This is a genomic window from Shinella sp. 838 (assembly GCF_029623935.1).
Lineage (GTDB): Bacteria > Pseudomonadota > Alphaproteobacteria > Rhizobiales > Rhizobiaceae > Shinella.
Genome location: NZ_JARSBQ010000001.1, coordinates 1553747 through 1565998, shown reverse-complemented (window position 1 = coordinate 1565998; position 12252 = coordinate 1553747). Strand labels below are relative to the sequence as shown.

General features: G+C 64.9%; 9 protein-coding genes. 4 read left to right on the top strand and 5 right to left on the bottom strand.

The window, feature by feature from the left end:
* The first annotated feature begins 103 nt into the window (after window positions 1-103).
* Entirely contained in the window at window positions 104-2209 is a 2106-nt protein-coding gene (recG, locus tag P9A16_RS07390; RefSeq protein ID WP_023512651.1) for an ATP-dependent DNA helicase RecG, read from the top strand.
* 109 nt (window positions 2210-2318) lie between these two features.
* Window positions 2319-2534 carry a hypothetical protein gene (locus P9A16_RS07385; RefSeq protein WP_023512650.1) on the top strand — a complete coding sequence of 72 codons (216 nt, stop codon included), beginning with the start codon at window positions 2319-2321 and terminating at the stop codon, window positions 2532-2534.
* Between the two features lie 176 nt (window positions 2535-2710).
* Here the strand turns inward: P9A16_RS07385 and P9A16_RS07380 are convergent, their stop codons facing one another.
* From P9A16_RS07380 to P9A16_RS07360, 5 genes are all read right to left on the bottom strand, one after another.
* Window positions 2711-3412 (bottom strand): DUF502 domain-containing protein, encoded by a 702-nt coding sequence (locus tag P9A16_RS07380; protein WP_023512649.1) that lies wholly within the window; start codon window positions 3410-3412, stop codon window positions 2711-2713.
* 35 nt (window positions 3413-3447) lie between these two features.
* Window positions 3448-3942 carry a GNAT family N-acetyltransferase gene (locus P9A16_RS07375; protein ID WP_197032935.1) on the bottom strand — a complete coding sequence of 165 codons (495 nt, stop codon included), beginning with the start codon at window positions 3940-3942 and terminating at the stop codon, window positions 3448-3450.
* Entirely contained in the window at window positions 3942-5768 is a 1827-nt protein-coding gene (gene glmS / locus P9A16_RS07370; protein WP_023512647.1) for a glutamine--fructose-6-phosphate transaminase (isomerizing), read from the bottom strand. The genes P9A16_RS07375 and glmS overlap by 1 nt, the downstream gene beginning before the upstream one ends.
* 113 nt (window positions 5769-5881) lie before the next feature.
* A complete protein-coding gene (gene glmU, locus P9A16_RS07365; protein WP_023512646.1) occupies window positions 5882-7255 on the bottom strand; it encodes a bifunctional UDP-N-acetylglucosamine diphosphorylase/glucosamine-1-phosphate N-acetyltransferase GlmU in 1374 nt (457 codons plus the stop codon).
* Between the two features lie 134 nt (window positions 7256-7389).
* Window positions 7390-9042 carry a Na/Pi cotransporter family protein gene (locus P9A16_RS07360; RefSeq protein WP_037408432.1) on the bottom strand — a complete coding sequence of 551 codons (1653 nt, stop codon included), beginning with the start codon at window positions 9040-9042 and terminating at the stop codon, window positions 7390-7392.
* Between the two features lie 281 nt (window positions 9043-9323).
* Here P9A16_RS07360 and P9A16_RS07355 point away from each other — a divergent pair, with 281 nt between their 5' ends.
* Both P9A16_RS07355 and trpD read left to right on the top strand, forming a co-directional pair.
* Window positions 9324-11213 carry a peptidylprolyl isomerase gene (locus P9A16_RS07355; RefSeq protein ID WP_023512644.1) on the top strand — a complete coding sequence of 630 codons (1890 nt, stop codon included), beginning with the start codon at window positions 9324-9326 and terminating at the stop codon, window positions 11211-11213.
* A gap of 15 nt (window positions 11214-11228) precedes the next feature.
* Complete coding sequence (gene trpD / locus P9A16_RS07350; RefSeq protein ID WP_023512643.1) at window positions 11229-12251, top strand: anthranilate phosphoribosyltransferase; 1023 nt, start codon at window positions 11229-11231, stop codon at window positions 12249-12251.
* Window position 12252: the final 1 nt, after the last annotated feature.

The following is a 12252-nucleotide window of genomic DNA, read 5'->3' as shown; positions in this document are numbered from 1 at the left end:
GTGCTCGCTTTCTGCCAGTTCATGCAATTCCGCGTTTCTATAGACCGGCAAAAGCCGCTTGTCAGCCTTGCCAAAGCGTCCTCGTCCGGCGATTTTGGCCGCCATGAGACCTGCATTGCTCGATCCGCTCTTCGCTCCCCTCTCCTCGCTTCCGGGCATCGGCCCAAAGCTCGGCGATCTCTTCGCGCGCCTGCTCGGTCAGGAGAGCATCGAGGACTGCCGGGTCATCGACCTCGTCTTCCATTTCCCGCATTCGATCGTCGACCGGCGCAACCAGCCGGGTGTTGCCCATGCGCCCCAGGGCGTCATCGTTACCATTACCGGCCGCATCGACCGCCACCAGCCACCGCCACCGGGCAAATCGAGCCAGCCCTACCGCGTTTTCCTGCATGACGAGACCGGGGAGCTGGCGCTCACCTTCTTCCGCGTCAAGGGCAACTGGCTGGAAAAAGCGCTGCCGATCGACGAGACGGTGGTGGTGAGCGGCAAGGTCGACTGGTTCAACGGCCGCCCGTCGATGGTGCACCCCGATTACATGGCGCGGCTCGGCGAGGCCGACAATGTGCCGCTGGTCGAGCCGGTACACGGCCTTACCGCAGGCCTCACGTCACGCGTGCTGCGCAAGTCGGTGGAAGCGGCCGTCGCCCGCGTACCGCAGCTGCCGGAATGGATCGAGCCGACATTGTTGCAGCGGCAAGGCTTTTCCTCCGCCTTCGACGCCATCCACCGCCTGCACGACCCGCGCGACGAGACGGATCTCGACCCGCAGGCACCCGCCCGCCGCCGGCTCGCCTATGACGAATTCCTGGCAGGCCAGATCTCGCTCGCTTTGGTGCGCCAGCGCCTGCGCAAGGTCGCGGGCCGCCCGGTGATGGCGACGGGCGTGCTGAGCCGTCCGGTGATCGATGCCCTGCCCTTCTCGCTGACGAACAGCCAGCAGACGGCCATTGCGGAGGTGCTGAAGGACATGGCAGGCGAGCAGCGCATGCTGCGGCTGTTGCAGGGCGATGTCGGCGCAGGAAAAACCGCGGTGGCGCTGATGGCGATGCTGGCCGCGGTCGAATCGGGCGGCCAGGCGGTGCTGATGGCTCCGACGGAAATCCTGGCGCGCCAGCATTTCGCAACGCTCTCGCGCATGGCGGCGCCTGCCGGTGTCACCATCGACGTCCTGACGGGCCGCACCAAGGGCCGCGAGCGCGACGCCATTCTCAAACGCATCGCCTCCGGCGAGACGCAGGTCGTCATCGGCACCCATGCGCTCTTCCAGGACAATGTCGCCTACAGGGACCTCGTGCTCGCCGTGGTGGACGAACAGCACCGCTTCGGCGTGCACCAGCGCCTGCGGCTGACCGCGAAGGGCATCTCGCCCCACATGCTCGTCATGACCGCGACGCCCATCCCGCGCACGCTCGTGCTGGCCGCCTTCGGCGACATGGACGTGTCCAAGCTCACGGAAAAACCCGCCGGCCGCAAGCCGATCCAGACAGTCGTCATGCCGCTGGAGCGCATCGGCGATATCGTCGACCGCCTGCGCACCGCGCTTTCCGAGGGCAAGAAGGCCTACTGGATCTGCCCGCTGGTGGAGGAGACGGAGGAGAGCGAACTCATGTCCGTCGAGGAGCGGCATGCGACACTCGCCAGCATCTTCGGCGATGCGGCGGGGCTCGTGCACGGACGGATGAGTGGACCGGAGAAAGACGCCGCCATGCTCGCCTTCAAGAACGGCGAGACGCGGTTGCTCGTCGCGACGACCGTGGTGGAGGTTGGCGTCGATGTACCGGATGCCTCCATCATGGTGATCGAGCATGCCGAGCGCTTCGGCCTTGCCCAGCTCCACCAGCTGCGCGGCCGCGTCGGACGGGGCGAGGAGGCGTCGAGCTGCATCCTCCTCTACAAGGGGCCGCTCAGCGAGAACGGCCGGGCACGGCTTTCGATCCTGCGCGAGACGGAGGACGGTTTCCGCATCGCCGAGGAGGATTTGAAGCTGCGCGGCGAAGGCGAGCTTCTGGGCACCCGCCAGTCCGGCACGCCCGGCTTTCTGGTGGCAAGCCTCGAAGCCCATGGCGACCTTCTCGAAATCGCCCGCAAGGACGCCGTCTATGTGCTGGAGCGCGATGCGGACCTGACGAGCGAACGCGGCGAAGCGATCCGCACGCTGCTCTATCTCTACCGCCGCGACGAGGCGATCCGCTTCCTGCGTGCCGGATGAAGCGCAGGAGGGTTTCGCACAGGAGCGCTTTCGCCACAAAAACGTGATTTCGCCGATGTCCGGCGTGAAGGCATACTTTCCATCGCCTCAGCGAAGAAGGAGAAATGCCATGAAGACAGTTCTCGTAGTCGCAGCAACGCTCGGCCTTTCGGCATCCGCCGCCTTTGCGGAATGCGCCTGGCACAACAAGGTCAATGCGGAAGCCAAGGTCGACAAGACCATCACCACCGCAAGCGTCACCACAACCGGAAAGCAGTCCCGCCTGCCCGCCGAGGAGGGCAAGGTCATCCTGGAAGAGCAGACGGACGCAGTGGTTGCCGAATAGCCTTTTCCGGCCGCCCCTTCACGGGGCGGCTCGAAGGCTGAACGCCGACATCACCCGTAAACCTTCCCTCCGTCATCCTCGGGCTTGACCCGAAGATCCATGCCCCAAGCAGGGCCGTGCCGTGACGCATGGATCCTCGGGTCAAGCCCGGGGACGACGTCGAGGGTTCGGTTCCCTCAGCTCTTCTTCTTGCCCTTCGCCTTGCGCTGAGCCTCGCTCTCGACGAGCTGGAGCGGCTTGTCCGGCGGCGTGACGAGGCCGACGGAGATGATGAGCTTGGCGGCGTCCTCCGCGCTCATGTCGAGCGGCACCAGCTTTTCGCGCGGCACATAGACAAGGAAACCGGCGGTCGGAAAGGGCGTCGGCGGCAGGAAGCAGGCAACCATGTCCTTGCCCATCGCACGGAACTTCGTCGCGATCTCGCCGCGCGCATCCGTGGCCACGAAAACGATCGCCCACAGGCCGGGGCTCGGATATTCGATCATCGCCGCCTTGTTGAACGAGGTACCCTTGTCCTTCAGCACCGTCTCGAAGATCTGCTTCAGGCTCTTGTGTACCGTGCGCACCAGCGGCGTACGGTTGAACAGCCCGTCGCCGAACTCGACGATGGTGCGGCCGATGAGGTTCTTGCCCAGAAACCCGACAAGCGTGATCAGCACCAGCGCCGTCAGGAGCCCGAAGCCGGGAATGGCGAACTGCAGATAGTTTTCCGGATTGTACTGTGCCGGAATATAGGGTTTCACCCAGCTGTCGGCCCAGCGGATGAAGGTCCAGGTCAGCCATATGGTGATGGCGATCGGCGCACAGATGACGAGGCCGGTCAGAAAATTGTTGCGCAGCCGCATGGCGAGCGACTGTCTCGGAACGAGGTCGGTCATCGGATATCCAGCATCTGGCGAGCGTGGGAGGTCACTCAGCCGTAGAAACCCGGATGATAGGAAACCGTTCCCCCGCCGTAAACCGGAGAAAACGCCACGCGCATGAAATACTCCGGTGGCACGCCGTCGAGCGTCAGCTTCGGATCGGCCACAAAGCCGAACCGGCTGTAATAGGCGGGATCGCCGAGCAGAACGCAGCCGGTCGCGCCCAGGGCCTTGAGGCGCTGCAGCCCTTCCCCGATCAGCCGGCCGCCGATGCCCTCGCCCTGGCGGGCCGGGTCGACGGAGATCGGGCCGAGGCCATACCAGTCCGTACTTCCATCGGACACCGTGACCGGTGAAAAGGCGACGTGGCCCACAATGGCGCCGTCCGCCTCCATCACCAGCGAAAGCGTCAGGGCACCCGCGGCGCGAAGACGGTCGATGATGATATGCTCCGTACCATCGGCATGGGGCGCGGTCTTGAAGGCCGTTTCCGTCAGCGTGCGGATGGCATCCACGTCCTCGGGTCGTTCCGGGCGCAAGAAGATCATTCGACGGTCACGGACTTGGCGAGGTTGCGCGGCTGATCGACGTCCGTGCCCATGAAGACCGCCGTGTGGTAGGCGAGAAGCTGGATGGGCAGCGAATAGATCATGGGCGCGATGATCTCGTCGACATTCGGCAGCACGATCGTCGCCATGGTCTCAAGCTTCGAGGCCGCAGCGCCCTTCTCGTCGGTGATGAAGATGATCCGGCCGCCACGGGCTGCGACTTCCTGCATGTTGGAAACGGTCTTTTCAAAGAACCGGTCATGCGGGGCGATGACGATGACGGGCATGTTCTCGTCGATCAGCGCGATCGGGCCGTGCTTGAGTTCACCGGCAGCGTAGCCTTCGGCGTGGATGTAGGAGATTTCCTTGAGCTTGAGCGCTCCTTCCATGGCCAGCGGATAGCTGGTGCCACGGCCGAGATAGAGCACGTCCTTGCACTTGGAGAGGTCGCGCGAGAGCTGCTCGATCGACGGCTGGATGGTGTTGAGCACGCCGGCCATGATGCGCGGCATTTCGGCGAGGTTGCGCACCAGCGCCTTTTCTTCCGCCTCGTTGATCGTGCCGCGCGCCCGGCCCGCTCCCACGGCGAGTGCCGCCAGGACGGCGAGCTGGCAGGTAAAGGCTTTGGTGGAGGCGACACCGATTTCCGGGCCGGCAAGGATCGGGAAGACGGCGTCCGATTCGCGGGCGATGGTCGATTCGCGCGTGTTGACGACCGCGCCGATCTTCAGGCCGTTCTCCTTGCAATACCGCAGCGAGGCGAGCGTGTCTGCCGTCTCGCCGGACTGCGAGATGAAGAGCGCGGCGGAGGCCGGATTCAGCGGGATTTCGCGGTAGCGGAATTCCGAGGCGACATCGATCTCGACCGGAAGGCGGGCATACCGCTCGAACCAGTACTTTCCGACGAGGCCGGCGAGATAAGCCGTGCCGCAGGCGGAAATGGCCAGGCTCGGCACCTTGGAAAAATCGATCTCGGACGCGATCGGGCGCACCGTATGGGCGAGAAAATCGACATAGTGGCTGAGCGCATGGGAAATCGCCTCGGGCTGCTCATGGATTTCCTTTTCCATGAAATGCCGGTGATTGCCTTTGTCGACGAGATAGGCGGCAGCGGACGAGAACTGGCGCGGCCGCTCCACACGGTTGCCGTCGATGTCGAAGACGAAGGCGCCGTCGCGGCCGATCACCGCCCAGTCGCCATCGACGAGATAGGTGATCTCGTTGGTGAAGGGGGCGAGCGCAATGGCATCGGAGCCGAGGAACATTTCGCCGCGACCGTGGCCGATCGCAAGCGGCGGGCCGCTGCGCGCGGCCATGATGGTCGACGGATCGTCCTCGAAGACCACCGCGAGCGCATAGGCGCCGGTGACGCGGCGCAGCATGGCATGCATCGCCTCGCGCCGGCCAAGGCCGTCGCGACGGTGCTTTGCGACGAGCTGGGCGACGACCTCGGTGTCGGTCTGCGTCGTGAAGGTGGCGCCACCGGCGATCAGCTCGTCCTTCAGCTCGGAAAAGTTCTCGATGATGCCGTTGTGCACGACGGCAACGCCATCGACGAAATGCGGATGGGCATTGGCCTCGGTCGGCGCGCCATGCGTCGCCCAGCGTGTGTGGGCGATGCCGATCGTGCCGGCGAGCGGTTCTTCGGCGAGGCGCTTTTCGAGATTGAACAGCTTGCCTTCGGCGCGGCGGCGCACCAGCTTGCCGTCGACGATGGTGGCAACGCCGGCGGAATCATAGCCGCGGTATTCAAGGCGCTTCAGGGCATCGACGAGGCGGCCGGCAACAGGCTGGTTTCCGACGATACCGACAATTCCGCACATGGACCGCTCCGCAGGTTCATTTCGTTCTACTGCATTCGTTTCGTAGAGGTTTTTCGCCGCGGCGCAACACGACGACACTCACTTTCGATTGCAAGCGTTAACGCGGGCAGCGGCTATCCGGCAGCCTTCTTCCTGGCATCCTTGATCGCCTGGTTGCGCTCGCGGATCAGAACGGCCCTGCCCTCCTTGTTCTCCTGCCGGGCCCGGCCGAAGGCGACCGCATCGTCGGGCACGTCCTCGGTGATGACGCTGCCGGATGCGATATAGGCGCCATCGCCGATCGAAACGGGGGCGACGAGCGACGTGTTGGAGCCGATGAAGGCGTGGCCGCCGATGCGGGTCAGGTGCTTGTTGATGCCATCATAGTTACACGTGATGGTGCCCGCGCCGATATTCGTCTTTTCGCCGATGATGGCGTCGCCGATATAGGTAAGATGGTTGACCTTGGCGCCCGCACCGATCTCCGCCTTCTTTACCTCGCAGAAATTGCCGACCTTGGAATGCGGGCCGAGATTGGCGCCCGGCCGCAGGCGGGCATAGGGGCCGATCTCCGCATCCTCGGCGATATGCGCCCCCTCGATATGCGAAAAGGAATGGATGAGCGCGCCGCTTTCCACGGTGACACCGGGTCCGAAAAAGACGTTCGGCTCGATGGTCACGTCAGGCGCGATCTTCGTATCATAGGCAAGGAACACGGTCTCCGGTGCAATCATCGAGACGCCGTCCAGCATCATCCGGTGGCGGCGGCGCTGCTGCCAGAGCCGCTCGATGACCGCAAGTTCGGCACGTGTGTTGCAGCCGGTCAGCTCCTCCTCCGGGGCCTCGACGGCAATGGCCCGGCCGCTGGCTCCGCGCACCACCTCGACGATGTCGGTGAGATAGTACTCACCCTTGGCATTGGCGTTGCCAATCCGGCCGATGAGGTCGAGCGCCTTGCGCCCGTCGATCGCCATCAGGCCGCCATTGCAATAGGTGATCGCGCGTTCGGCCTCGCTTGCATCTTTCTGTTCACGGATCGCCAGCAATTCGCCGTTCTCCACGATCAGCCGGCCGTAACCGGTCGGGTCCGCCGTCTCGAAACCGATGACGACGACATCCGCACCTCCGGCAAGGCCCGCGCGGGCGGCCGTCAGCGGCGCATCGGTGACGAGCGGCGTGTCGCCGAAGATGACGAGCACGTCGTCATAGCCCCGGGCGATGGCGTCGCGCGCGGCCAGCACGGCATGGGCGGTGCCCAGCCGCTCGGTCTGGATGTGCACGGAGCTGGTGACCGCCGGGTTCGCCGCCGCCGCCTCCACCTTGTCCGCATCGCGGCCAAGCACCAGCGCGACATCGGAAATGCCGGCACCGACCAGTGCATCGACCACATGGGCGATCATCGGCCGGCCGGCGACGGGATGCAGCACCTTCGAACGGGAGGATTTCATCCGCGTGCTTTCGCCGGCAGCCAGAATGACGGCCAGGCAGGTGCGCTTCGTTGCAGTCATGGGAATCCTCGTTCACCCGAAATCGACGCCGTTCCTTAGCAAAAACGGAACGGAGGAGACAAAGGGATATTTCTCGGGCGGTCCGCGCAAGCCGCCCGATCCTTCTGTTGGCTCAGCCCCGGACCGCGGGCACCTCAGCTCGCGCTGCTGCTGCGCAGGCGGCTCTCCGTCAGAAGCCCGCTCTCGTCGAGGATAGGATAGGCGACCGAGACGAGATGAGCGTTGACGCGCTTCAAGTCGCGCAGCATGTCGAGATGCAGCGAGCTCGTCTGGAGGCTGTCGAGCCGGCCGTCGCGTAGGCGTGCCAGATGACGTTCCGAGGACTGCTTCTCCATCCGTCGCACATCCACCTTCACCTCGACCAGCTGACGGGCAAGCCCGGCGTCCCGCGTGACGAAGATCGTCTGGGCGATGCGCAGATTCTCGATCGTCAGGTTGAAGAGGTTGGCCAGTTCCTTGTAGCCGTCGTCGGAAAATTTCAGGCCATTGGCGATCTTCTTGCGCACCTGCTCCTGCAGGCCCTTCTCGATGATGTCGCCGACATGTTCGAGATTGATCGCATAGTCGATGATGACGATGGAACGCGCAGCGCTCTCGCCGGTGATGCCCTGGCGACCAAGGCGCGACAGGTAGATCTTCACCTCCTGCTGCAAGGCGTCGACCTGCCGTTCCAGTTCGCCGACATCCTTCAGCGGCGCAAGATTGTTGTCGTTGAAGGCCCGCATGGTGCGGATCAGCATCGATTCGATGATGTCCCCGACGCGCAGCACCTCGCGTGTCGCGCCAGACAGCGCGACAACCGGGTTCGAGAGCGCGGAATCGTCGAGATATTTCGGCCCCGTCTCCGGCTGCTTTTCTTCCGGAACGAGCTTTTCCATCAGCTTTGAGAGCGGCCCCGACAGCGGCCAGAGGATCAGCGCGACCACGAGGTTGAACGCCAGATGCACATCGACGGGAAGTTTTGCGGCGGGGATCGGCAGAAGCGCCAGAAGCTCGGCGACCTGCCCGGCAAAGGGTAGCACCGCAAGGCAGCCGACCCCGCGCACGATGAGATTGCCGAGCGTGACGCGCCGGGCCGAAGCCGCCGCCTTCATTGTGGCGATGACAGGCGGCACGGCGCCGCCGAGATTTGCGCCAAGCACGAGGATGACCGTCAGCGCCGGCGACAGGATGCCCATCGCCGTCAGCGAGATGATGAGCACGACGACCGCGAGGCTGGAGGACGAAATGATGGCGAGAACCGTCGAGAAGGCAAGCGCGACCGGCCAGGCCCCGTCGAGCAGCGTCAGGAAGGCGCCGAGCGCGGGCGACTGGCGCATCGGCTCGGTCGCAAGGCTGAGCAGGTGCAGCGACAGGAGCATAAGGCCAATGCCGACCAGAGCAGAGCCGAGACCCTGCCGGGCGGTGGAGCTGCTCGACTTGTAGAAGACGATGCCGATGAGGATGACCAGCGGGGAAACCGATTCGATGCCCGTCGCCACCAGCCAGGCCGTGACGGCCGTGCCGACATTGGCGCCGAGCAGCACGATCTGCGCCATGCGCGCCCTGACGAGGTTGCGCTCGACGAAAGAGGCGATCATCAGCGCCGTCGCCGTCGAACTCTGCAGCGCGACGGTGGCGACGAAACCGGCGAAGAAGGAGCGGAACGGCCCGCGCGTGCCGAGCGCCAGGCCGGAACGCAGGCGGACGCCGAAAGCGCGGGTCATGCCGTCCTTCACCTGCGCGAGGCCGAACAGCAGCAGCGCGACCGCGCCAAAAAGATTGATCATGACAATCGTGGATTCCACGGTTTTGCCCCCTTCCTCCCGGTGAAAACAGGACTCACCGGCCTGATCGCGCATCCGAACACGAAGTTTCGCATCGTGATAGGCCATTTTGGCGGTATTCCGTCAATAATTTCAAAAAACTTTTGTTTGCCGGCAAAATAAATCGACACTGCCTGACACATTTGCGTCAGGCCCTGTTTTCCCGAACATTGCGTAACCCGGGCGGACTTCAATTCCCGCGAACTTTCCGTTAAGAGACGATTTCCGGCCGCACGGCCGCTGAGATTGAGGAAATTTAGACGATGCTCGAAGCCCTGAGACGCGCCTCCCAGACCTGGGTGGCAAAAGCCCTGCTGATCGTTCTGGTCGGTTCCTTCGCTGTCTGGGGCGTTTCGAGCTCTCTCGTGACCGGCACGGCCAATTCCGTGGTCACGGTCGGCGATGTCAGCGTTTCGCCGACAGACTTTCGTCTTGCCTATGAGCGCCAGGTCGCGACCATGTCGCAGCGCTTCGGCATGCGGCTGAATGCCGAGCAGGCCCGTGCCTTCGGCATCGAGAATCAGGTTTTCGCCGAGCTCGTCGCCGGCGCTGCGCTCGACCAGCTTTCGCGCGACATGAATCTCGGCCTTTCCGAAGGCCGCCTCGCCCAGCTGATCGCCGACGACCCGGCCTTCCGCGGTGTCAACGGCCAGTTCGACCGCATGGCCTTCTCCTCCGTCCTGCGCAATGCCGGCCTCCGGGAGAACGACTACATCAACAACCGCAGCCAGGTGGCGATCCGCGCCCAGGTCGTCGAGGCCGTTTCCGACGGCTACAAGGCGCCCGACGTGCTGACCGCGGCCCTGCGCCAGTACCGCAGCGAAGCCCGCACCATCGACTATCTCATCCTGAGCAACGCCAATATCGACCCGGTCAAGGCACCGGGCGACGACGTGCTCGCCCCCTGGTTTGAAGAGAACAAGGCCAAGTACCGCGCGCCGGAATATCGCAAGGTCGTCTATGTCTCGCTCGAGCCGAAGGACATCGTCGATACGGCCGCGATTACCGACGAGGCACTCCAGGCCGACTATGAGAAGAACAAGGACAAGTACCGCACGCCGGCCACCCGCACGATCGAGCAGCTGACGTTTGCCGACCGTGCGAGCGCTGACGCGGCTGTCGCCAAGCTTGCATCCGGCACGACCTTCGACGCCATCGTCGCCGAGCAGGGCAAGACGGCCGCCGACGTGCTGCTCGGTGATTTCACCGAAGCGAACGTGCCGGACCAGAAGTTCGCCGCGCCCGCCTTCGCCGTCGCTGAAAACGGCGGCACGACCCCGGTCATCGACGGCACATTCGGCCCGATCATCCTGCGCGTGACGAACATCCGCCCGGAAAACACCAAGACCTTCGACGAGGTGAAGGAGGATCTGCGCAACGAGCTGGCGCTAAGCGAGGCCGCCGATGGCATTCTCGCCGTACACGACCGGCTGGAAGATGCGCGCGCCGAAGGCCTCAGCCTTGCCGAAGCCGCGGCCAAGAACAACCTGAAGGCCGTGACGATCGACGCCGTCGATGCGCAGGGCAACGACCAGAAGGGTGAAGAGATCACCGGCCTGCCCGAAAAGGCCGCCCTTCTCGGCGAGGTCTTCAAGACGGATGTCGGCACGGAAACGCAGCCGATCAATGTCGGCCGCGAGGGTTATGCCTGGTTCGAGGTGCTCGACGTGATCCCGGACCGCGACCGCACGCTGGACGAGGTGCGCGAGCGCGTGGTCGCCGACTGGACCGCCGAGCAGCAGCGCCAGACACTCGCCAAGAAGGCCGAGGAGCTGGCCGAGCGCGTGCGCAAGGGTGGCGACATCGCCACCATTGCCGGCGAACTCGGCATGGCCGTCGAGAACAAGGCGGGCCTCAATCGCGGCGCCCAGGATCCGGTGCTGAGCCCGGTGGCCGTCGCTGCCGCCTTCGCAGGTCCGCTCGGCCACGTCGCCAATACGCCCGGTGTCGACGGTGAAGGCCAGATCCTCCTGAAGGTGACGGAAGTGAACGCCGAGACCGCCACCGACGCGCTCTCCGGCGACGAGCAGCAGATCGCCGCCGTCGCCCGTGCCAGCGGCGACGACATCCTCGACCAGATGGTGAGCGCCCTGCAGACGTCCTACGGCGTTTCGATCAACCGCACGCTCGCCGAACAGAGCATCGCGCGATAGGGAGACGGCAACCGCATGTCCGACCTGAAACCCTATATCGCCAAGGTTGCCGGGGGCGCGATGCTGGACCGCGAGGACGCCCGCGGCGCCTTCGAGATCATCATGTCCGGCGCCGCCACGCCCTCGCAGATCGGCGGCTTCCTGATGGCGCTGCGCGTGCGCGGTGAGACCGTCGACGAGATCTACGGCGCCGTCGGCTCGATGCGCGCCCGCATGCTGCCGGTCAATGTTCCCGCCGATGCGGTGGACATCGTCGGCACGGGCGGCGACGGCGCCGGCACCTACAACATCTCGACGCTCGCGGCGATCATCGTCGCGGGCGCCGGCGTTCCGGTCGCAAAGCACGGCAACCGGGCGCTCAGCTCGAAGTCGGGCACGGCGGACGCCCTCTCCTGCCTCGGCGTAAAGCTGGACATCGGCCCCGCGGAGATCGCACGCTGCGTGCACGATGCCGGCCTCGGCTTCATGTTCGCGCAGCTGCACCATCCTGCCATGAAGCATGTCGGCCCGTCGCGCGTCGAACTCGGCACGCGCACGATCTTCAACCTGCTCGGCCCGCTTTCGAACCCCGGCAGCGTCAAACGCCAGCTGCTCGGCGTCTTCTCGCCGCACTGGTTGCTGCCGATCGCCGAAGTGATGCGCGATCTCGGCTCGGAGAGCATCTGGGTTGTGCATGGCGAAGGCCTCGACGAGATCACCACGACGGGCACGACGAAGGTCGCCGCGCTCGAAGATGGCAAGATCCGCACCTTCGAACTGACGCCCGCCGATTTCGGCCTTCCCCAGGTGGCACTGGACGACTTGCGCGGTGGAGACGGCGCGCACAATGCCGCCGCCCTCCTGTCCGTGCTCGGGGGCGCGCACATGCCTTACCGGGACATTTCGCTCGCCAATGCCGCGGCCTCGCTGGTCGTCGCCGGCAAGGCGGAAACGCTCAGGGACGGCATGCGCCTCGCCACCGAAGCGCTGGAAAGCGGGCGTGCGCGCACCGTTCTGGAACGCCTTGTCGCAGTTTCCAACGAAGGCCAGGCGGAGTAGG

Bases quoted from the DNA above. Each gene is read 5' to 3' on its own strand.
- recG (WP_023512651.1), top strand. From the start codon at position 104: ATGAGACCTGCATTGCTCGATCCGCTCTTCGCTCCCCTCTCCTCGCTT.
- P9A16_RS07385 (WP_023512650.1), top strand. From the start codon at position 2,319: ATGAAGACAGTTCTCGTAGTCGCAGCAACGCTCGGCCTTTCGGCATCC.
- P9A16_RS07380 (WP_023512649.1), bottom strand. From the start codon at position 3,412: ATGACCGACCTCGTTCCGAGACAGTCGCTCGCCATGCGGCTGCGCAAC.
- glmS (WP_023512647.1), bottom strand. From the start codon at position 5,768: ATGTGCGGAATTGTCGGTATCGTCGGAAACCAGCCTGTTGCCGGCCGC.
- glmU (WP_023512646.1), bottom strand. From the start codon at position 7,255: ATGACTGCAACGAAGCGCACCTGCCTGGCCGTCATTCTGGCTGCCGGC.
- P9A16_RS07355 (WP_023512644.1), top strand. From the start codon at position 9,324: ATGCTCGAAGCCCTGAGACGCGCCTCCCAGACCTGGGTGGCAAAAGCC.
- trpD (WP_023512643.1), top strand. From the start codon at position 11,229: ATGTCCGACCTGAAACCCTATATCGCCAAGGTTGCCGGGGGCGCGATG.